Genomic DNA, 19,862 nt, shown 5'->3' with positions numbered 1-19,862 from the left:
CCTCCCTTGAGGACGGTTCTTCCCGGTAGCGTTTGCTTTGTTCTGAATCGCGGAGCTGGGTCTCTTCATGTTCAACTTGAGGTTGAGCACATGTTCAGTTGGCGCAGCGCCGGGCTTCTCAGGCCCGGTCGATGATGGGCAGCAGGACGTAGCTCGACCCGTCCGGATCGAGATGCAGCGTGGTGGTTCCGCCAAAGAGCGACGCCGGGCGGTCCCGCGGATCGTCGTGCAGGAAGGGGCCGCAACCGGTCAGTTCGTTCTTGAAGTTGGAGAGCCGCGCGCCGGTCGTCTCCTGCCACTTGTAGTCGCGGCCCCGGACCGAGAGCGCGATCCTGCATCCCGCCGGAACGACGATCGAGGTCGGCCAGATCTCCACGTCGAGATCGACCGGGCTTCCTGGAGTCAGGGGCTGGACCTCGTCATGGGCGTGGTAAGGCCGCCAGGGCTGCGTCAGCTGCGGATCGAGCTTGCGATGCGACGCCCGCAGCCAGCCCTGGGCGATCGGAGTGTGGGGATCGATGGCGCCGACGAAGGTGACCTCGCGCAGGTCGGCGGTGAACACCCGGAAAACCAGGAAGATGTCCGCGTCCGCCGTCGACGACGACACCCGCAGGCCCGCCGCGAGGGGGCCGGTGATCTCCGTCTCCCGCTCCAGAGGCTCGGACATGAAGGTCAGGCCGTCGCCCATCGCGGCGAACGGGATCTCGGCTTTGGCCGAAGGGGGCGTGAGGGACAGCGTCTGGCGATGAGGATCGAGATAGAGCTTCGTCCAGCGCGTGTCGGGCAGGGGCCAGGCCGTCGCGCCCTGCGGCTCGAAACGGTCCACGTGGCGAACCTGCAGGAGCACCCGGGGCTGTTCGGCCCAGCCGTTCCGCTCGCCCTTCAGGAAGCAGTCGAAGAAGCGCTTCTGCAGGTCGCGGCCGTAATCGGTGTAGAAATGCGTCCAGTGCTCGAGGCCGTGCGCCTCCAGCCATTTCTCCGTCGAGGCCGCGCGGGTGAAGCCCTCGAAATTGCCGCGGGGATGCAGGCCCTGTCCGCCCCAGTTCGCGGCGGAGAGGAAGGGGACCGTGACCTTGTCCCATTGCGGCGAGCGGGCGCGGTGATACTCGTCGTCCAGAGGATGGGCGAGGATGTCGTCGCCGAAGCTGCAGCGGTTGCGCGCCAGCTCCTCGTCCGACATCGTCTCGTCGCCGCAGACCAGCAGGCCCGACGCCTTGCTGCGCGGACCGCGTTCGCCCAGGCCGTACTGCACGGTCTTGACCTGCATGTCGTACCAGTTCGCCCAGAAGGTCGACAGGATGCCGCCGTGGTGGGTCATGTCGCGGTACCAGTCCGCCGAGCCCTCCCAGATGCACATGGCGGCGAGGTGGGGCGGCTGGAGCGACGCCACGTGCCACTGGTTGATGCCGTAATAGGACACGCCCGAGAGGCCGACCTTGCCGGACGACCAGGGTTGGACCCCGGCCCATTCGATGCACTCGTAGAAGTCGCGGGTCTCGCGGGGCGAGAAATGGTCGACGAAGCCAGGCGAGCGCCCCGTGCCGCGCGAGTCGACCCGCACGCAGACATAGCCGTGAGGCACCCATTTCTCCGGGTCCACCACCTCCCAGTTCTGGTGCTTGTTGGTCGATCCGTAGGCCACGTCGGGGTGGCCGGCGACCATCTTCTGCCACGCGCTCGGATACCCGTCCTGGAAGGCGAGGCCCTTGGCGTAGGGGCCATAGGTGAGCAGAACCGGATAGCGCCCGTCCTCGACGGGACGGAACACGTCAGCCTTCAGCACGACGCCGTCATCCGTGGCGATCTCGACATCCCAGTCGATGCGCATGCCGTCCTGAATGGTCGTGTGGCCCATGCGGGGCGCCTCCCGTTTCGTGGCCTTCGTTCCGGGTGGGACCCGGCGAGGCCGTTCTCGTTGGCCGAAAGTATCGACGGGCGCTGCTAATTTATCAAACGAAAAATTAGGTGGCGTCCGTCGGTCAGCGCTCGCCTTTCGCGTGCGCCGCCATCTGCCCGGAGTACCAGTCGCCGATCTCGCTCGCCGTCATGAAAGCCACGCCCTCATGCTGGGCGACATAGTCCAGCAGGTCCTCCAGGTAGCGGATCCGGTGCGGGACGCCGGTGATGTAGGGATGGATCGAGATGGCCATCACGCGGGCGTTGTCGGCCCCCTCCTGGTAGAGACGGTCGAACTGGTCCATGCCCCGGCGCAGGAACTGGTCGGATGTCTGGTGCTGCAGGGCGAAGACCACGATGTCGTTGGTCTCGACCGTGTAGGGGATCGTCGTGATGGTCCCGTGCGGGGTGGCGAGCTCCTGCGGCAGGTCGTCGATGACCCAGTCGGCCACATATTCGATTCCGTGCTCGCGCAGGAGATCCAGGGTCTCCTCAGTCTCGGTCAGGCCGGGGCTCTCCCACGAGCGCGGCGGCTTGCCGGAGAACGCCGCGATCTCGTCCACGGCGCGCCTGATGGCGCCGCGCTGGTCCTCGAGCTTGTGCATCGGCCCCTGCAGGAAGCCGTGGCCCATGAACTCCCAGCCGGCCTCCCGTGCGGCGCCGGCCACGCGCGGGTAGGTGAGGCAGACGCTTCCGTTCGTGGCCAGGGTCGTCGGGATGTTGCGGCTCGTCAGGGCCTCGTACTGCCTCCAGAAGCCCGAGCGCATCCCGTATTCGTGCCAGGACCAGTTCGGCACGTCAGGCAAAAGCGGCTGGCCCATCGGGGGCGGCAGGACCGTGCGCGGCATCGGCCGCTCGATCCGCCATTCCTCGACATTGAGGATCACCCACACGGCCAGCCTCGCGCCGCCGGGGAGCGTCAGCTTCGGCCGATCGACGATGGCCTGGTAGGGGATGCGGTCGCTGAGAGCCATGGGGATCGTCCGGGATCGGGGAGACGTCAGGCGAGGCCGAGGAAGGGACCCACGGCGGAAGCGAAGTCGGCGGGGTTGTCGATGTTGGCCAGGTGCGCCGCTCGGGGGATCTCCGCATAGCGGGAGCCGGGGGTCGCATCCGCCATCGCCCGCATGGTCGCGGGCGGGGCGGCGAGGTCGCTGTCGCCCACCACGTACAGCGCCGGAATGCTCAGGCCGGGAAGGTCCTTGAGGTAGTCGAGGCGTTTCAGCGCCTCGGCGCAGCCGATATAGCCCGCGGGCGACGTCGCCATGAACATCGCCTGCATGGCGGCCATGAGATCCGGCCGGGCGTCCCGCGTCTGCGGGACGAACCAGCGTTCCATGGTGCCGGCGAGGATGGCGCCCATGCCCCCGGCGCGCACCGCGGCGATGCGGTCGGTCCACCCCTGGACGTAAGCCGGCGGGGCGTCCGCGCGGGCGTCGCAGCAGACGACCCGGTCGAAGCGGGACGGGTGGCGAAGGGCGAGCCCGAGCCCGGTCATGCCGCCGAGCGACAGCCCCATGAAGCTCGCCGTCCCGACGCCGAAATGGTCCATGAGGGCGATGACGTCCCCCGTCAGGTCATCGAACCCGTAGGGTCCCGCCGGAGCGTCCGACTCGCCGTGTCCACGCTGGTCGTAGCCCAGCACGCGGAAGCGCCGGCCGAGCCAGGCGAGCTGGGGCGCCCACATGGCGCGGGACGCCCCAAGGGAGTTCGACAGCACCAGCCACGGCGCGCCCTCGGGAGCGCCGGACACCTCGGCGGCGAGCCGGAATCCGCCGCAGTCGACCAGGACGGAGGCGCTCATTCGGCGGCCTGCGTCGCGCGCGGCGAGGCGGCGTTCACCAAGGGTTGCACCTTTTCGGCGAGCAGGACCATGGAGCGCCGCCCGAGAGCCCGGTCCTTCCAGTCCTTTCCGGCGTAGAGCAGCGTGCCGAAGTCGCCCACGGTCTCCCGGAAGGCCAGGAGGTCGTCCGCGACCTTGTCCGGGGTCCCGTAGATGATCAGCCGATCGCAGACCGACTCCAGCGTCACCTCGTCGTCGGGCTGATCGCGCCGCGTCTTGAAGAGCTCGATGCGGCCGTTCTTCTTCAGCTTGGTGAAGAGGGACCGGTAGTAAGAGACATAGGGGCCGTCCGGGTCCATCGCGTAGGCCTTGGCGGTCGCGGCGTCGTCGGCGACGAAGACGCTCTTGGCCACCCGCCAGTTCGCCGGATCGGCGGGGCGGCCGCCTTTCTCGCAGCCCTCGACATATTTGGGCCAGTGGCTCTTCACCCATTCGGGCATAAGGAAGTTGGCCGAGATCGGGTCCCAGCCCCGGGCCGCCGCTTCGGTGACGCCCTTTGAGAAGGGCGCGACCGCGGTCACGACGATGGGCGGGTGAGGACGCTGCAGGGGCTTGGGCATCGTGCCCTGCCCGATCTCCGGCATCATCGTGCGGGCGGTGGAGATCGTCCAGTACTTGCCCTTGATGTCGTAGGGCGCCTCGCCGTCCCAGATCGCCAGGATGGCGTTGATCGCCTCCAAGAACATCTCGTTCCGGTTCGCGTCGAGATTGCCGAACAGTTCGGCGTCGGACAGCAGCCCGCCGGGGCTGATCCCGAAATTGAATCGCCCGTCCAGCATGTGGTCGAGCATGGCGATCTGCGCCGCCGTGGCCGCCGGATGCGCGTTCGGCATGTTCACCGTGCCGGTGCCCAGCCTGATGCGCTTCGTGGCGGACGCGATCCACGCCAGGAATGTGATGCAGGAGGTGATGTTTTCGGCCTTGTCGGTGACGTGCTCGCCGGCATAGGCCTCCACGAAACCGAGTTCGTCCGCCAGCACGAAGGCCTCGCGGTCCTCCGCCAGGCACTGGCGCCAATCCTTGTCGAGCGGGTGGATCGGCATCGTGAAGAAGCCAAGCTGCATCAGGCGCTCCTCGATGTATCTGTCGTGTTTGGCGGCAGCGTAAGGCCTCGACCTTCAGCGCAAAAAATGATTATTCCTACTTCCTGGCATTATGGATCTTGATGCTCATGCAGTCCCTCAGGCAGATCCGGTCCTTCGTGGCCGTGTTCGAGGAAGGCTCCTTCACGGCGGCGGCGGAGCGGGAGGGAGCGACTCAGTCGGGCATGTCGCAGCATGTCCGCCAACTCGAGCAGGGGCTGGGCGCGCAGCTGTTTTCGCGCGATGGGCGGCTGGTCGCGCCGACCGCGGTGGGCCGTCGCTATTACGGCGAGTGCGTCGCCATCCTGCGCCGCCTCGACGAGGCGGGCCACGCCGCCAGCGCGATCGCGCGGTCCGGCGGAGAGGTCAAAGTCGGGCTGATGCCGACCTTCACGCGCGCGGTGCTGTCGCCGACCCTGAAGGCCTTCATGGCGCAGGCGCCGGGCGCGGAGGTCCGCATCCTCGAAGCCTATTCGGCGGTCCTCACCGAGAAGGTCCGCCAGGGTGAACTGGATTTCGCGATCGTGCCCGCCTTCGAGGGCGACGTGGGGCTGACCACCACGCGCATCCTGAGCGACCGGGAGATGCTGGTGGCGGCCCGGGGGAGGGCGGGGCGGCATCTCAGCCCGGTGCGCCTCAGCGCGCTCGGCCCGATCGACATCGTCCTGCCTGGGCCCCAGAACACCCGGCGCCGCAACATCGAGACCTACCTGGCCACCAATGGCGTGGAGGTCCGGTCGCGGCTCGAGCTCGACGCCATGATGGGAACCCTCGAATTCGTCGCCGCAAGCGAGTGGGTCGCCATCCTGCCCGGCGTCATCATGGCCGGCGATCTCGACGGCGCCCGCTACGACATCCGGCCGCTGGACGAGCCCAAGCTCTCGGCCGAATTCGTCCTGATCGAGCCGGCCCGCAAGGCGCTGGCGCCCGCCGCGCGGCTGTTCGCCGATCTGCTGACGGCGGAGTCCGCGCGGATCGCCGGCATCCTGCCGCGCTAGGCGTCAGCGGGTGAAGCCCGCCTTGTCCTCCAGCACCCGGCAGACCGCCGCCGTGTCCTGGTCGCCCAGGCCCTGGCGCATGGCCTCGTCATAGACGGGCCGCGTGGCCGAGAAGCAGGGCGTCTCGCAGCCGAGCTCGCGGGCGAAGGCCTCGATGACGGCCATGTCCTTCTGCCAGGTCGAGACCCGCATGGTGGCGGGCTCATAGACGTCCTGCGCCATCATGGGAGCGCGAAGCTCGAAGACGCGGGACGTGCCCGCGCCCGCGCCGATCACGTCGACCACGTCGTCCGGGTTCAGGCCCGCCTTCATGGCCAGCACCATCGCCTCGGCGGAGGCCACGTTGTTCACCGCCACCAGCAGGTTGGCGATGAACTTCATGCGGCTGCCATTGCCGAAGGCGCCGAGATTGACGGTCTTGCGGCCGAAATCGCCGAAAAGCTGGGACAGCGACTGGATCGCGGCGGCGTCGCCGCTGGCGTAGACGACGAGGTCCCGGTTCTTGGCCTGCGCCCCGGTGCCGCTGAGCGGGCAGTCGAGCGGGACGTGTCCGGCGGCCTCCAGCGTCTGCTGGAAGGCCAGCTTGTCGTCCAGCGCGAGGGTGCTGACCTCCGCCACGATCCTGCGCTCCACGCCGGCTTCGGCGATCTCCTGGGCGACGGCTGCCACGGCCTTCGGACTGGGCAGGCTGGTGAGGATCGCCGGCGCGGCGCGGGCGACGTCGGCCGCCCCGGATGCGATCCGCACCCCGGCCGCGGACAACTCGGAGCAGCGGTTCTGGTCGACGTCGGTCCCCACCACGGTCCAGCCGCGATCGACGAGGTTGCGGGCGATCGCCCCGCCCATGATGCCCAGCCCGATGATCCCGACCGTCTTGTCCATGGACGCCTCTCCCGCTGACGGCCATTGCGTTCGCGGCCGCGCTGTCTAATGATCAAGCGATAAACGAGGTCGAACGGCGGCGCAACGGCGCGCGGCGCGGAGGAACGACATGAACCCATTGACCCTGGCCCAGGCCGACGAGATCGCATCCGTGGCGCTCAAGACCGGCCGCGACCGCAATTTCGAACCGCTGACGGTGGTCGTGCTCGACGCCGGCGGCCACCCCGTCGTGGTCAAGCGCGAGGACCGGTCCGGCATCCTGCGCGTCGACATCGCCACCGGCAAGGCCTGGGGCGCGCTCGGAATGGGGTTCGGCTCGCGCGAGCTGTTCGGCAGGGCCGCGAAGGCGCCGGCCTTCTTCACCGCGCTCGCCGCGGCCAGCCAGGGCCGAATGGTGCCCGTCCCCGGCGGCGTCTTGATCCGCGACCAGGAAGGGACGATCATCGGGGCGGTCGGGATCTCGGGCGACATCTCCGACAATGACGAGATCTGCGCGGTGGCGGGCATCGAGGCGGCGGGGCTGAAGGCCGATCCCGGCGTCGCCAGCTGAGGCTAATAATCGAGCGATAAACAAGCTTGACGACCTCCGGGGGGAACGCTCTACTCCCGCCGGAGACGTGCAGGGATGGGAAGCCCACGATGAAAGCTGCGGCGTTCGACTACGCCCGGGCCGAATCGGTGCCGCATGCGCTGGAGCTGCTGGCGCGGCACGGCGATGGAGCGCGCTTGCTGGCGGGAGGCCAAAGCCTCGTTCCCGCCCTGAATCTGCGCCTGCTCGCGCCGGAGATCCTCATCGACATCTCGCATATCGGGGATCTGCGCGGCGTACAGGACCATGACGGGACGCTCCGCATCGGCGCGCTTACGCGCCACGCGGACCTTCTGTCCTCCGACCTCGTCGCCGCGAGGCATCCGCTCCTGCGCGAGGCGGTCCGCCATGTGGCGCACGCCGCGATCCGCAACCGCGGCACGATCGGGGGCAATCTCGCCCATGCGGATCCGGCGTCCGAGCTGCCGGCCTGCATGCTGGCGCTCGACGCGACGATCGTGGTCGAGGGGCGGAGCGGCGAGCGCAGGATCCCGGCGGAGGCGTTCTTCACGGGCATCTACGAGACCGCGCTCCAGCCCGGCGAGATCCTCACCGCGGTCGAGATCCCGGCGGCGCCGGCCGGGCGGACCTCGGGTTTCCTGGAGCTGGCGCGCCGCAACGGCGACTATGCGCTCGCGGGCCTCGCCTGCTCGGCCGTTCTGTCGGACGCAGGCGAGTTGAGGCAGGTCAGGCTGGCCTATTTCTCCGTGGGCGACAGGCCCATGCTGGCGAAGTCCGCCGCCGCCGCGCTGGAGGGGGGTGCGCCGAGCCTGGAGGCTGTCGCAAGAGCGCGCGCCGCCCTGTCCCAGGATCTCGATCCGCCCGACGACCTCCAGGCCACCGGGGCGATGCGCCTGCACCTTGCGGGAGTTCTGCTCCATCGGGTTCTGGCCGGCATGGTCCCGGGCCTCCGCTCGCGGCAGGGGAGGGCGGCGTGACCGGCTCGACGATGGAGGTCGCCCTCACGGTCAATGGCGAGGCCGTGACGGCTCAGGCGCCGCCGCGCCAGCATCTGGCGGATTTCCTCAGGGAACAACTGGGCCTCACCGGCACCCATATCGGATGCGAGCACGGCGTCTGCGGGGCGTGCACCGTGCGGCTGGACGGAGACATCGTCCGCGGCTGCCTCGTACTGGCCGTGCAGGCGTCGGGGGGGGTGGTCGAGACCATCGAGGGCGTGTCGGACACGGGCGAGATCGCCGATCTGCAGGCGGCCTTCGAGGCGCGCAACGCGCTGCAGTGCGGCTACTGCACGCCCGGCATGCTGTTGACCGCCCAGGAGTTGCTGGCGGCCAACCCCTGTCCCGACAGGGAGGCCATCCGCGATCACATGTCCGGAAACTATTGCCGCTGCACCGGCTATCACGCCATCGTCGACGCGGTGGACGCGACGGCCCGCCAGCGCTCGGAGGGCGCGCGATGAGCGACGTCGTCGAACCCGGCCTCACGGCGCTCGACCGGCCCAACTCCTATATCGGTCGCTCGGTGCCGCGGCCCAATCTCGGCAGGCTGCTGCAGGGGCGCGGGCAGTATGTCAGCGACCTCGTCCTGCCGCGGATGACGCATGTCGCCTTCGTGCGGTCTCCCCACGCGCACGCCCGCATCCTCGGCGTCCACGCGGACGTCGCGCGGGCGATGCCCGGCGTCGTGGCCGTGGTGACCGGGGCCGAACTGGCCAAGGTTTGCACCCCATGGGTGGGCGTGCTGTCGCATCTCAAGGGCCTGAAATCGGCGCCCCAGCACGCGATCGCGGTGGACCGCGCCTGCTGGGTGGGCGAGGCGGTCGCGGCCGTGGTGGCGCGCAGCCGCGCGGAAGCCGAGGACGCCGCCGAACGGGTCGAGGTCGAGTACGAGGAGCTCGAGCCGGTCACCGACATGGCCGACGCGCTCGAGGCGGGATCGCCCGTGATCCATCCGGATCTCGGCGACAACCTGGCCTTCGAGCGCCGCCTCGACGCCGGGGCGGTGGACGACGCCTTCGCCCAGGCGGACGCCGTGGCGGAAGCCGAGTTCGTCTTCGGGCGGCATACCGGGGTCACGCTCGAGCCGCGCTCGATCGTGGCGGACTGGAACCCCGGCGAGCAGCGCCTGACCGTCTATCAGGGCACCCAGGCCCCGCACATGATGCAGAACATCTTCGCGCTGCATCTGGGGCTCTCCGAATCCCAGGTGCGGGTGGTCTGCAAGGACGTGGGCGGGTCCTTCGGCATCAAGGTCCATGTCTACGCCGACGACATGGCCACGGCCGCGCTCTCCAAGCTGCTGCGGCGGCCGGTGAAATATGTGGCGGACCGGATCGAGAGCTTCGTCACCGACATCCACGCCCGCGACCACCGCTGCAAGGGGCGGATCGCCGTCAAGAGCGACGGCGAGATCACGGCTTTCGAGATCGACGACCTCACCGGCATCGGCCCCTACTCGATGTATCCGCGCACGAGCGCGATCGAGGCCAATCAGGTCGTCAATCTCGTGGGCGGACCCTACCGGACCCGCAACTACCGGGCCCGCGCCCGGGTGGCGTTCCAGAACAAGAACGTCATGTGCCAGTACCGCGCCGTGGGGCATCCCATCGCCTGCTCGGTGACGGAAGGGCTCGTCGACCTCGCGGCGCGAGCGATCGGGATGGACCCGGTCGAGATCCGCCGCCGCAACCTCATCCGCGACGACGCCTACCCCACCGACTCGCCCTCCGGGCTCAAATTCGAGGCCCTGTCCCATCACGCCGCGCTCGACAAGCTGCTGGCCATGATGGACTACGACGGGCTCAGGGCGGAGCAGGCCCGGCTTCGGGACCGCGGAATCTATCGCGGGATCGGCCTTGCGAGCTTCATCGAGGTCACCAATCCGAGCGCGGCCTTCTACGGGGTCGGCGGCGCCAGGATCTCGTCGCAGGACGGCGTGACCGTGAAGCTGGACGCCACCGGCGCGGTGGTCTGCCAGACCAGCATCACCGAGCAGGGCCAGGGCTCCGAGGCCATCACGGCCCAGATCGTCGCGACCGCCATGGGCGTCTCCATGGACAAGGTCCGGGTGATCCTGGGCGACACCGACAACACCCCCTATGGGGGCGGCACATGGGCATCGCGCGCCGCGGGCATCGGCGGCGAAGCCGCCTGGCAGGCCGGCAAGGCGCTGCGCCAGAACGTGCTCAAGGTGGCCGGGGCCGTGCTGCAGGCCGATCCCGACAGCCTGGACGTGGCGTCGGGACTGGTGGTGGATCGCGACACGGGCCGGGAGCGCATCGGCCTCGACGAGGTCGCCCGCATCGCCTATTTCCGCCCCGACACCCTGCCTGGCGACTTCCAGGCGGAGCTGATGGCGACGCGCCACTACGTTCCGCGCAAATATCCCTTCGCCTTCACCAATGGCGTCCAGGCGTCATGGCTCGAGGTGGACGTTGAGACGGGATTCGTCACGCTGCTGCGCCACTGGGTCGTGGAGGACTGCGGCACCATCCTCAACCCGCAGCTGGTCGACGAGCAGGTGCGCGGCGGTGTCGTGCAGGGCCTGGGCCCCGCCCTGATGGAGCACTGCCGCTATGACGACCGCGGGCAGCTCCTGAACGGCAACATGGCCGACTATCTCGTTCCCATGGCGGCCGGGATGCCGGACATCGACGTCGGCCACATCGTCTCGCCGACGGCCGAATCCGAGATCGGCGCCAAAGGCGCGGGCGAGGCCGGCACCGCAGGGGCGGCCGCCGCGGTCGCCAACGCCGTCAACGACGCCTTGTCGCCCTTCGGGGCGACTCTGACCGAGATTCCGCTCACGCCCGAGGCGATCCTGCGTGCGCTGAAGACGATCAGCTGACATGACACATCGCTCAACGAACGCGCCCGACGAACGGGACGACGCCAGGAGGGAAGCATGACCGAGGACACGAAGGGACCGCACGGCTGGAACAGGCGCAAGGTGCTGGGGGCCGGAGCGGCGCTGGCGGCCTCGCCGTTCATGTTCAACATCGCGCGGGCGCAGGAAGGGCCGATCAAGGTCGGCTTCCCGGTGCCGCTGACGGGACCCTACGGGGCTGAGGCGCAGGACCAGGTGCGCGCGGCCGAGGTCGCCATCGCCGAGTTCAACGAAAGCGGCGGCCTGAACGGCCGCAAGGCCGAACTGCTCGTGCGCGACGACCGGCTGAACCCCGGCGAGGCGGCGACCCGCGCGCTCGAGCTGATCGAGAACGACAAGGTGCAGTTCATCGTCGGCAGCCTCTCGGCGGCCGTGCAACTGGCGGTGAACAACGTCACCAAGGCTCGCAAGGTGCTCTACAACTCCATCAGCCAGTCCGACGCCATCAATGAGGCGGCCGATTTCAGCCGCTACACCTTCCACGAGGCGCTGAACCCGCACATGACGGCGGGCGCGGTCGGCCGCTACGCCTTCCCGAAATTCGGCAAAAAGGTCGTATTCCTGACCGCCGACTACGCCTATGGGCACGAGATGGTCCGCGGCTTCCAGGAAGCCGGCAAGGCGTTCGGGGTCGAGACCCTCGCCGACATCCGCCACCCGCTGGGCGCGACGGACTTCTCGGCCCTGCTGCCCCGGATCCAGGCCCTGAAGCCCGACATCCTGGCGATCAGCAATTTCGGCCGCGACCAGCAGATCGCCCTGAAGCAGGCGACCGACTTCGGGGTCAAGAAGTCGATCAAGATCATCACCCCGATCCTGCTCTACACGGGCCGCATCGCGGCCGGCGCCCAGGCCTTCGAGGGCGTCACGGGCGGCACGTCCTATTATTACGGGCTGGAATCGAAGCTGCCGTCCGCCAAGGCCTTCAACGACCGCTTCCGCAAGCAGCATGGCGGGCGCGTGCCGTCCGACTACGGCTCACTGGCCTATGGCGGCGTGAAGACGCTGCTGATGGCCGCCAAGGCCGCGGGCACGACCGAGCAGGAAGCGGTGATCGCCGCCATGGAGGCCCTGAAGTACGACTACTACAAGGGCCCGCAATACTACCGCAAATGTGACCACCAGTCGGTCCAGTCGGTGCTCATCATCGAGTCCAAGGCGGCGGCCGCGAACGATCCCGACGTGTTCAACATCGTCGCGACCGACGAGCCCAACGAAGCCAATCTGCGCACCTGCCAGGCGCTCGGACACTCCTGACCACGGCCTGACATGGCGCGCACGGGATCGCGTGCGCGCCATCAAGCGGAGAACATCATGGCGGGCCTCTCGCTCGACCTCATCGGTCTGCAACTGTTCACCGGCGTGGCGCTGGGGGCCGTCTATGTGCTGCTGGCGATCGGCCTGTCGCTGATCTTCGGGATGCTCACGGTGGTGAACTTCGCCCATGGCGCGTTCTACATGCTGGGCGCCTATGTGGGCCTGTGGATGCTGATGCACGGCGCGAATTTCTGGCTGTGCCTGGTCGGCGTCCCGCTTGCGATCGGCGCGGTCGGGCTGGCGGTGGAACGGGTGCTGATCCGGCCGCTCTACGGGCGGGGCATCGACTATCCGCTGCTGCTGACCTTCGGGCTCAGCTACATCATGGTCGAACTGGTCCGCATCGCGTTCGGCAACACCGGCTATCCGGTGGACACGCCCGAAGCCCTGCAAGGCGCGGTCGACATCGGCGTGGGCTACTTCCCGCTCTACCGTCTCTTCGTCATCGGGGTGACGGCCGTGATCCTGGCCGGCCTCTGGGTCTTTCTGGAGAAGACCAGCTATGGGCTGATCATCCGCGCCGGCGCCCGCGATCCGCAGATCGTGCGCATCCTCGGCGTCGACGTCTCCAAGGTCTGGCTCGTCGTCTTCGGGCTGGGCACCGCCATCGCGGGCGTGGCGGGACTGTTGGCCGCTCCCCTCCAGGGCGTCATCCCCGAGATGGGAGGCCCTATCCTGGCCGAGGCTTTCGTGGTGACCGTGGTGGGCGGCATGGGCTCGCTCATGGGCGCCGTCCTGGCCGGGCTGCTCGTGGGGGTGGTGGTGAGCCTGACCTCCCTGTTCGCGCCCGAAATGGCGAAGGTCTCGATCTTCCTCCTGATGGCGGTCGTGCTTCTGGTCCGCCCGCAAGGCTTCTTCGGCCGCGCCGGACTGATGAGCTGAACCGATGAGCCTGGACCAAACCTCACGCGCTCCGGCCGTCGCCGTCGCCCCGCTGGCGCGCATCCGCCTCGTGGAGCTCGCGCGACGCCACAGGGTTCTGCTGGCGGCGCTGTTCCTGCTCGTGTTCCCGCTCCTGGTGCCGTTCAAGGCGCTCGCGGTGATGATCCTGATCTACGGGCTCTACGCGCTGGGGTTCAACCTGCTGTTCGGCTATCTGGGCCTCCTGTCCTTCGGACACTCGGCGCTGTTTGGAACCGGGGCCTATCTGTGCGGCATCGCCATCGTGCATTTCGGCGCGCCCTGGTTCGCAGCCGTGGCGGTGGGAACGGTCGCGGGCGTGGTCATGGCCTGCGTCATCGGCGCCCTGGCGATCCGGACGCGCGGCATCTACTTCGCGATGGTCACGCTCGCTCTGTCGCAATGCGTGTACTACCTCTTCTACCAGGCGGTCGGATGGACCGGCGGCGAGAACGGCCTTCGCGGCATCGACGTGCGGACGATCGACCTGTTCGGCCTCACGCTCGATTTCCTGAACCCGCTGACGCGCTACTACGTCATCGCCGCCTTTGTGATCGCGGCCATGTTCGTCCTGTCGCGCATCCTCGCGTCCCCCTTCGGCGCCGTCATCGAAGCGGTGCGGGAGAATGAGGCGCGCGCCCGGGCGTCGGGCTACGACGTCGTGAAGGCGCGGCTGCTGACCTTCGTCCTCTCCGGCGGCTTCTGCGGCCTGGCGGGGGCGCTCCTGGCCCTGCATCTGTCGATCGTCCCGATCGAGACGCTGCATTACGACACGTCGGGCCTCGCCGTGATGATGTGCCTGCTCGGAGGGATGGGCACCTTCTTCGGGCCGTTCGTCGGCGCGGCGGTGTTCCTGCTCCTGGAGAACCTGGTGTCGATCTGGACGGTGCACTGGCAGCTCCTCGTCGGAGCGGCCTTCGTGGTCTGCGTGCTGTTCTTCCCGCGCGGGATCTGGGGCACGATCCTGCACTGGATGGAGCGTTGAGATGAGCGCGGCGTCTTCCGAAGTCATCCTGCGCACGTTCAAGGTCGGCAAGCGCTTCGGCGGCTTCACGGCCCTGAAGGACATCTCGGCGGAATTCCGGCGCGGCGCCATCACGTCGATCATCGGCCCGAACGGCGCCGGCAAGAGCACCTATTTCAACCTGCTCTCGGGCGCCTTCGCGCCGTCCAGCGGCCGGGTGGAGTTCGAGGGCAGGGACGTGACGGGCCTCGCCCAGCACCAGTTCGCCCACATGGGCGTGGCCAAGTCGTTCCAGATCACCAATGTCTTCCCGCAGCTCTCGACGCATGAGAACGTCCGGGTGGCCGCGCAGGCGCTGACGTCGCGCTTCGACATCTGGCGGCCCAGGGCCGCCATGACCGAGCTCGCCGACAAGGCCGACCACCTGCTCGAGCGCGTCGGGCTCGCCGACCGCCGGACCCGACCTGCGGGCAGCCTGGCGCATGGCGAACAGCGGGCCCTGGAGATCGGGATGGCGCTCGCCAGCGAGCCGCGCCTACTCCTGCTCGACGAGCCGACCGCCGGCATGAGCCCGGAGGAGACCCGCACCATGATGGACCTCATCGTGCGGCTCGGGCAGGAGCGGACCGTCATCCTGGTGGAGCACAAGATGAAGCTCGTGATGGGCATCAGCGACCGGCTGCTGGTGCTGCATCACGGAGAACTCCTGGCGGAGGGATCGCCTGACGACATCCGGCGCAACGAGACCGTCAAGCGGGTCTATCTCGGCCAGCGGGAGCACTAGGCGATGTTGAAGGTGAGCAACCTGCAGGCCTGGTACGGCTCCAGCCATGTCCTCCAGAGCATCGACCTGGAGGTGAAGCAGGGCGAGATCGTCTGCCTCATCGGCCGCAACGGCGCGGGCAAGACCACGACGCTGAAATCGATCATGGGCCTGCTCGACAAGACCCGGGGCAACGTCTCCTTCCTGGGAGAGGAGATGCTGGGCCGGCCGGCGCATGTGCGCTTCGGCAAGGGCCTCGCCTATGTGCCCGAGGAGCGCCGAATCGTGCCCGGGCTGACCGTGCGCGAGAATCTGAGGCTCGGACTGATCGCCTCGGCCAACAAGAGGCGCGAGGACGAACTGATCGCCAGGACCGCGGAGATCTTCCCCCGACTGGCGGAACGGCTGGACCAGACCGCCATCACGATGTCCGGCGGCGAGCAGCAGATGCTCGCCATCGCCCGCGCGATGATCTCCGATCCCAAACTCGTCATGCTGGACGAGCCGTCCGAAGGCATCATGCCTGTTCTGGTGGACGAGATGTTCGAGCTTTTCCGGGCCATGAAGGCTCAGGGGACCACCATTCTGCTCGTCGAGCAGAACGTCGAGCTGGCGCTCGGCATCGCCGATCGCGCCTATGTGGTGGACCAGGGCGCTATCGCCCATCATGCGTCTGCGAGCGAGCTGCTGGCGGACGCCGAGATCCAGGAACGCTACTGCGCCGTTTGACGCGCGGGCGTTCGAACAGGGCTGCGGATTGGTTCCCGACGGCCTTCGGTCTTGCGAAACTTTTATGCGGAACCGACCTTATCGGTCCGGGTTGAGCCTAGGCCACTGGCGTGAACCGTCGCGCAGGGGCCTGAACGAGTGAGGCTCGACGCATGAAGATCGCACAGGTCGCCCCGTTGGCGGAGGCTGTTCCGCCGAAGCTCTACGGGGGAACGGAACGGGTGGTTTCCTGGCTGACGGAAGCTCTGGTGGCCGACGGCCATGACGTCACCCTCTTCGCCAGCGGCGATTCGCTCACCTCTGCGAAGTTGTGCCCCATGGCTCCCGAAGGACTTCGCCTCGCCGGCATCCGCGATCATCTGGCCAGCCACCTCGTGATGGTCGACCATGTGCGCAAGCGGGCCGCCGAGTTCGACGTGATCCACTTCCATGTGGACCTCATCCAGTTTCCGCTCTGCCAGGACATCGCCCACAAGACGCTGACCACGATGCATGGGCGCCTCGACCTGCCGGACTTCCACCCGATCTACCGGGGCTTCCCGGACATGCCCCTGGTCTCGATCTCCGACAATCAGCGGCTTCCGATGCCGGCCGGATGCAACTGGCGGCGGACGATCTATCACGGACTGCCGGCGACGCACTGCCCGTACAACGCCAAGGGCGGCGACTATCTCGCCTTTCTGGGCCGGATCTCGCCGGAGAAGCGGCCGGACCGCGCCATCGAGATCGCGATCAAGGCCGGCGTTCCGCTCAGGATCGCAGCCAAGGTCGACAAGGCGGACCAGGACTATTTCGACAAGGTCGTCGCTCCGCTGCTGGACCACCCGCTGGTCGAGTTCATCGGCGAGATCAACGACCGGGAGAAATGCGCCTTCCTGGGCGGCGCCATGGCGCTGCTGTTCCCGATCGACTGGTGCGAGCCTTTCGGCCTCGTGATGATCGAAGCCATGTCGTCCGGGACTCCGGTGATCGCCTGGCCGCTGGGCTCCGTGCCCGAAGTCGTCGACGACGGGGTCACGGGCTGCATCGTGTCGTCCGTCGACGAAGCCGTGAAGGCGGTCGAACGCGCCCGCTCCATGAGCCGGGCCGCCGTGCGGGCCCGCTTCGAGGAGCGTTTCACGGCCACCCATATGGCCCGCGCCTATGTGGAGACTTATGCGGCGCTGCGCTCCGACACCGGCGAGGCCCGTGCGCCCGTGCCCCTGTTCGGGCGCGACGGCAGGCCGCCCTTGCGGCCGGCGCCCGTCAGCGCGCCGCGTCCGGCCCTCGCGATGCCGCAGTCCATCCTGCGGGCGAACTGAGGCTTGCGGGACACGGCCCCGGAATAGCGGCGCCGGGCATGGCGCGGCCATCCTCCTGCCCGAAGCGGACGTAAGGATCTGCCGCGATTCGTCGGGCGCATCTACGCCCGGCGCCACAGAGACAAGGACCAAGCGCACTCATGATGGGACTTCCCAAGACTCGCGAAAGCGCCCCGGACCCGCAGGAGCAGCAGGACCACGTCTCGGAGCATTATATCGAGGCCGAAGTCTCCCTGGTCGACCGGCCGCTGCGAACCTTGAAGCATGAGGACGCCTTCGCGGTCCTGGACGCCTATGGGGACATCGGCACGCGGCCCGGATCTCCGGAAGGCTTGTTCTTCCGGGACACCCGCTATCTGTCCCGGTTCGAATTGCGGTTCGAAGGCAAGCGGCCTCTGCTGCTGAGCTCGGTGCTGCAGGACGACAACGCGGCGCTCTCGGTGGATCTCACCAATCCGGACATCAGGCCGCAGGACGACGACGGCGTTCCGCGCGACACGATCTCGCTCGACCGCACCAAGTTCCTGTGGGACAGCGTCTGCTTCGAACGCATCGGCCTGAAGAACTTCGAGAAGAAGCCGAGGAGCTTCACCCTCGACATCCTCTTTGATTCGGATTTCCGCGATCTCTTCGAGGTGCGCGGCGTCGACCGTCTGCGCCGCGGGACCGTTTCGTCGCGCGTCACGGGGCCGAACCGGGTGGAGTTCGCCTATACGGGGCTGGACGGCGTCAGCCGGACGATGACCATGATCTTCTCCGAGCCGCCCGCGAAGCTGGATGTCGGGAGGGCGCGCTTCGCCCTCACCCTGCCGGCCGGCGGCCGAAGCTCCCTGATCATCCAGGTCGTGTGCGAGGAGGAGAAGCGCGGCGCGCCGCCTGACTTCGTCACGGCGTTCCGGGACAAGCGACGCGCGGGGCGCGCCGCGACGCGCGGGATCGCCACGGTCGAGAGTTCGAACGAGATCTTCAACGAGTTCCTCTGCCGCTCGACCTCGGACCTCTACATGCTGACGACCGATACCGAGCATGGGCTCTACCCCTACGCCGGCATCCCCTGGTACAGCACCGTCTTCGGCCGGGACGGCATCATCACGGCCATGCAGCTTCTGTGGATCGACCCGGCCGTTGCGGCCGGCGTGCTCAGATATCTCGCCGCCACGCAGGCGACCGAAGTCGATCCCCGGGCCGACGCGCAGCCCGGAAAGATCCTTCACGAGCGGCGTCAGGGCGAGATGGCCCGCACCGGCGAAGTGCCGTTCCGCCGCTACTACGGCACCGTCGACGCCACCCCGCTCTTCGTCATGCTGGCCGGGATGTATTACGAGCGCACCGGCGACATCGGGCTGATCCGCTCGATCTGGCCCTCGATCGAAGCCGCCATGGGCTGGTGCGAGACCTATGGCGATCGCGACGGCGACGGCTTCGTCGAGTATTTCCGCGAGACGGAGCACGGGCTGGCCAACCAGGGCTGGAAGGACAGCCACGACTCCATCTTCCACGCGGACGGTTCGTCGGCCCTGGGGCCGATCGCGCTGGTCGAGGTCCAGGCCTATCTCTTCGCCGCGCGGCAGCACGCCGCCAGAATGGCGGCCGCGCTCGGGCACCCCGGCGAAGCCAAGCGGCAGCTGGCGGCCGCGAGCGCGCTGCAGGCCCGCTTCGAGGAGGTCTTCTGGTGCGAGGAGCTGAGCACCTACGCGCTGGCTCTCGATGGCGACAAGAAGCCCTGCCGGGTGAGGACCAGCAACGCCGGCCACGCGTTGTTCGCCGGGATCGCCTCGCCGGAGCGCGCCAAGCGCACGGCCGAGACGCTGCTGTCGCAGGACGGCTTCAGCGGTTGGGGCGTCCGCACGCTCGCGCGGGGCGAGCCGCGCTACAATCCCATGTCGTATCACAACGGCTCGGTCTGGCCCCATGACAACGCCATGGTGGCGATCGGCCTGAGCCGGTACGGCCTGAAGCGCGAGGCGGCCCTCGTGTCGCAGGCGATCTTCGACGCGGCCAACTACCAGGAGCATCGGCGGCTGCCCGAGCTCTATTGCGGCTTCCTCCGCAAGCGCCGGCGCGGTCCCGTCGGCTATCCGGTCGCGTGTTCGCCCCAGGCGTGGGCGGCCGCAGCGCCCTTCGGGCTCCTGGCGGCGTGCCTCGGCCTCGACATGTCGGAGCAGCGCAACGAGATCCGCCTGAGCGACCCGGTGCTGCCGTCGTTCCTGGACGAGATCGTCGTGCGGGGGCTGCGCCTGGGAAGCTCCGTCATGGATGTCAGGATCCACAAATACAGCGGAGACGTGGCGCTGAACGTGCTGCGCCGGTCGGGCGGGGCGACCGTCCTCGTCTGCAAATAGGCCGTCGACCGGGCGGGCGTCGCCCCGCCCGGTCGTTCCCGCAGTTTAGCGGCCGGCCTTGTCGAGGCTGCTTTGGCTGGCGTCCTGATCGGTCATGGGGCCGCCCGCCTGCGCGCTGGTTTGGCCGGCCTCCTCGGCGGGATCGGCCAGGTGATTGGCGCTGTGGTCCTGGAACTGATCGGTCTGGACCGCCTTGCCGTCGAGGCCGCGTTCACCCGTGTGACGCGACTTGTCGCGGTTGCTCAACACCATGTTCTCCTCGAGCCTGCCGTCCAGGATCGAGTCGTCCGTCATCGCGCCGACGCCGGCGCCCTTGCCCTGCGCGCCCGAGCCCATGTTGTTCTTGCTGGCGTTCGCCATCGCTCTCTCCGTTGATCGGTCTTGGACCGGAACAACGGCGAGCGGCG

18 protein-coding genes are annotated in these 19,862 nt (G+C 68.4%); 12 read left to right on the top strand and 6 right to left on the bottom strand.

Annotated elements, in window-relative coordinates:
- Window positions 1–118 precede the first annotated feature (118 nt).
- The 4 genes from ACYVO7_RS04830 to ACYVO7_RS04815 form a co-directional block, all read right to left on the bottom strand.
- A complete protein-coding gene (locus ACYVO7_RS04830) occupies window positions 119–1,855 on the bottom strand; it encodes a CocE/NonD family hydrolase (protein WP_460448710.1) in 1,737 nt (578 codons plus the stop codon).
- A 124-nt stretch (window positions 1,856–1,979) separates the two neighbouring features.
- Window positions 1,980–2,870 (bottom strand): polysaccharide deacetylase family protein, encoded by an 891-nt coding sequence (locus tag ACYVO7_RS04825; RefSeq protein ID WP_460448709.1) that lies wholly within the window; start codon window positions 2,868–2,870, stop codon window positions 1,980–1,982.
- Window positions 2,871–2,896: 26 nt separating this feature from the next.
- The gene (pcaD, locus tag ACYVO7_RS04820; protein ID WP_460448708.1) at window positions 2,897–3,700 is read right to left on the bottom strand and encodes a 3-oxoadipate enol-lactonase; all 804 of its coding nucleotides are present in this window, start codon (window positions 3,698–3,700) and stop codon (window positions 2,897–2,899) included.
- Window positions 3,697–4,803, bottom strand: coding sequence for an LLM class flavin-dependent oxidoreductase (locus tag ACYVO7_RS04815; RefSeq protein WP_460448707.1), 1,107 nt, complete (start codon window positions 4,801–4,803; stop codon window positions 3,697–3,699). Before ACYVO7_RS04815 ends, pcaD begins: the two co-directional genes overlap by 4 nt.
- A gap of 107 nt (window positions 4,804–4,910) precedes the next feature.
- Here ACYVO7_RS04815 and ACYVO7_RS04810 point away from each other — a divergent pair, with 107 nt between their 5' ends.
- A complete protein-coding gene (locus ACYVO7_RS04810) occupies window positions 4,911–5,819 on the top strand; it encodes a LysR family transcriptional regulator (RefSeq protein WP_460448706.1) in 909 nt (302 codons plus the stop codon).
- Between the two features lie 3 nt (window positions 5,820–5,822).
- Here the strand turns inward: ACYVO7_RS04810 and ACYVO7_RS04805 are convergent, their stop codons facing one another.
- Window positions 5,823–6,701 carry an NAD(P)-dependent oxidoreductase gene (locus tag ACYVO7_RS04805; protein ID WP_460448705.1) on the bottom strand — a complete coding sequence of 293 codons (879 nt, stop codon included), beginning with the start codon at window positions 6,699–6,701 and terminating at the stop codon, window positions 5,823–5,825.
- A gap of 109 nt (window positions 6,702–6,810) precedes the next feature.
- Here ACYVO7_RS04805 and ACYVO7_RS04800 point away from each other — a divergent pair, with 109 nt between their 5' ends.
- The 11 genes from ACYVO7_RS04800 (at window position 6,811) to ACYVO7_RS04750 (ending at window position 19,455) form a co-directional block, all read left to right on the top strand.
- Window positions 6,811–7,251: a GlcG/HbpS family heme-binding protein gene (locus ACYVO7_RS04800; RefSeq protein WP_460448704.1), complete on the top strand. Its 441-nt coding sequence runs from the start codon at window positions 6,811–6,813 to the stop codon at window positions 7,249–7,251.
- Window positions 7,252–7,340: 89 nt separating this feature from the next.
- On the top strand, window positions 7,341–8,228 hold the full coding sequence (locus ACYVO7_RS04795; RefSeq protein ID WP_460448703.1) for an FAD binding domain-containing protein: 888 nt from the start codon (window positions 7,341–7,343) through the stop codon (window positions 8,226–8,228).
- Between the two features lie 11 nt (window positions 8,229–8,239).
- Window positions 8,240–8,713, top strand: a complete 474-nt coding sequence (locus ACYVO7_RS04790; protein WP_460449122.1) for a (2Fe-2S)-binding protein — start codon at window positions 8,240–8,242, stop codon at window positions 8,711–8,713.
- Window positions 8,710–11,100 (top strand): xanthine dehydrogenase family protein molybdopterin-binding subunit, encoded by a 2,391-nt coding sequence (locus tag ACYVO7_RS04785; RefSeq protein ID WP_460448702.1) that lies wholly within the window; start codon window positions 8,710–8,712, stop codon window positions 11,098–11,100. The genes ACYVO7_RS04790 and ACYVO7_RS04785 overlap by 4 nt, the downstream gene beginning before the upstream one ends.
- A 57-nt stretch (window positions 11,101–11,157) precedes the next feature.
- Window positions 11,158–12,396, top strand: coding sequence for an ABC transporter substrate-binding protein (locus tag ACYVO7_RS04780; RefSeq protein WP_460448701.1), 1,239 nt, complete (start codon window positions 11,158–11,160; stop codon window positions 12,394–12,396).
- Window positions 12,397–12,453: 57 nt separating this feature from the next.
- Entirely contained in the window at window positions 12,454–13,338 is an 885-nt protein-coding gene (locus ACYVO7_RS04775; RefSeq protein ID WP_406854210.1) for a branched-chain amino acid ABC transporter permease, read from the top strand.
- 4 nt (window positions 13,339–13,342) lie between these two features.
- Window positions 13,343–14,341: a branched-chain amino acid ABC transporter permease gene (locus tag ACYVO7_RS04770; protein WP_460448700.1), complete on the top strand. Its 999-nt coding sequence runs from the start codon at window positions 13,343–13,345 to the stop codon at window positions 14,339–14,341.
- A gap of 1 nt (window position 14,342) precedes the next feature.
- Window positions 14,343–15,104 (top strand): ABC transporter ATP-binding protein, encoded by a 762-nt coding sequence (locus tag ACYVO7_RS04765; RefSeq protein WP_460448699.1) that lies wholly within the window; start codon window positions 14,343–14,345, stop codon window positions 15,102–15,104.
- A 3-nt stretch (window positions 15,105–15,107) separates the two neighbouring features.
- The gene (locus ACYVO7_RS04760; protein WP_460448698.1) at window positions 15,108–15,812 is read left to right on the top strand and encodes an ABC transporter ATP-binding protein; all 705 of its coding nucleotides are present in this window, start codon (window positions 15,108–15,110) and stop codon (window positions 15,810–15,812) included.
- Window positions 15,813–15,964: 152 nt separating this feature from the next.
- Window positions 15,965–17,113 (top strand): glycosyltransferase family 4 protein, encoded by a 1,149-nt coding sequence (locus tag ACYVO7_RS04755; RefSeq protein ID WP_460448697.1) that lies wholly within the window; start codon window positions 15,965–15,967, stop codon window positions 17,111–17,113.
- Window positions 17,114–17,253: 140 nt separating this feature from the next.
- Window positions 17,254–19,455 (top strand): amylo-alpha-1,6-glucosidase, encoded by a 2,202-nt coding sequence (locus tag ACYVO7_RS04750; protein ID WP_460448696.1) that lies wholly within the window; start codon window positions 17,254–17,256, stop codon window positions 19,453–19,455.
- Window positions 19,456–19,500: 45 nt separating this feature from the next.
- Here ACYVO7_RS04750 and ACYVO7_RS04745 read toward each other — a convergent pair whose 3' ends face one another.
- Window positions 19,501–19,815 (bottom strand): hypothetical protein, encoded by a 315-nt coding sequence (locus ACYVO7_RS04745; RefSeq protein ID WP_460448695.1) that lies wholly within the window; start codon window positions 19,813–19,815, stop codon window positions 19,501–19,503.
- Window positions 19,816–19,862 lie beyond the last annotated feature (47 nt).

It is taken from the genome of Alsobacter sp. SYSU BS001988 (assembly GCF_054796215.1).
This window is presented reverse-complemented; position numbering and strand designations above follow the sequence as displayed.

Bases quoted from the DNA above. Each gene is read 5' to 3' on its own strand.
- ACYVO7_RS04830 (WP_460448710.1), bottom strand. From the start codon at position 1,855: ATGGGCCACACGACCATTCAGGACGGCATGCGCATCGACTGGGATGTC.
- ACYVO7_RS04825 (WP_460448709.1), bottom strand. From the start codon at position 2,870: ATGGCTCTCAGCGACCGCATCCCCTACCAGGCCATCGTCGATCGGCCG.
- pcaD (WP_460448708.1), bottom strand. From the start codon at position 3,700: ATGAGCGCCTCCGTCCTGGTCGACTGCGGCGGATTCCGGCTCGCCGCC.
- ACYVO7_RS04815 (WP_460448707.1), bottom strand. From the start codon at position 4,803: ATGCAGCTTGGCTTCTTCACGATGCCGATCCACCCGCTCGACAAGGAT.
- ACYVO7_RS04810 (WP_460448706.1), top strand. From the start codon at position 4,911: ATGCAGTCCCTCAGGCAGATCCGGTCCTTCGTGGCCGTGTTCGAGGAA.
- ACYVO7_RS04805 (WP_460448705.1), bottom strand. From the start codon at position 6,701: ATGGACAAGACGGTCGGGATCATCGGGCTGGGCATCATGGGCGGGGCG.
- ACYVO7_RS04800 (WP_460448704.1), top strand. From the start codon at position 6,811: ATGAACCCATTGACCCTGGCCCAGGCCGACGAGATCGCATCCGTGGCG.
- ACYVO7_RS04795 (WP_460448703.1), top strand. From the start codon at position 7,341: ATGAAAGCTGCGGCGTTCGACTACGCCCGGGCCGAATCGGTGCCGCAT.
- ACYVO7_RS04790 (WP_460449122.1), top strand. From the start codon at position 8,240: ATGGAGGTCGCCCTCACGGTCAATGGCGAGGCCGTGACGGCTCAGGCG.
- ACYVO7_RS04785 (WP_460448702.1), top strand. From the start codon at position 8,710: ATGAGCGACGTCGTCGAACCCGGCCTCACGGCGCTCGACCGGCCCAAC.
- ACYVO7_RS04780 (WP_460448701.1), top strand. From the start codon at position 11,158: ATGACCGAGGACACGAAGGGACCGCACGGCTGGAACAGGCGCAAGGTG.
- ACYVO7_RS04775 (WP_406854210.1), top strand. From the start codon at position 12,454: ATGGCGGGCCTCTCGCTCGACCTCATCGGTCTGCAACTGTTCACCGGC.
- ACYVO7_RS04770 (WP_460448700.1), top strand. From the start codon at position 13,343: ATGAGCCTGGACCAAACCTCACGCGCTCCGGCCGTCGCCGTCGCCCCG.
- ACYVO7_RS04765 (WP_460448699.1), top strand. From the start codon at position 14,343: ATGAGCGCGGCGTCTTCCGAAGTCATCCTGCGCACGTTCAAGGTCGGC.
- ACYVO7_RS04760 (WP_460448698.1), top strand. From the start codon at position 15,108: ATGTTGAAGGTGAGCAACCTGCAGGCCTGGTACGGCTCCAGCCATGTC.
- ACYVO7_RS04755 (WP_460448697.1), top strand. From the start codon at position 15,965: ATGAAGATCGCACAGGTCGCCCCGTTGGCGGAGGCTGTTCCGCCGAAG.
- ACYVO7_RS04750 (WP_460448696.1), top strand. From the start codon at position 17,254: ATGATGGGACTTCCCAAGACTCGCGAAAGCGCCCCGGACCCGCAGGAG.
- ACYVO7_RS04745 (WP_460448695.1), bottom strand. From the start codon at position 19,815: ATGGCGAACGCCAGCAAGAACAACATGGGCTCGGGCGCGCAGGGCAAG.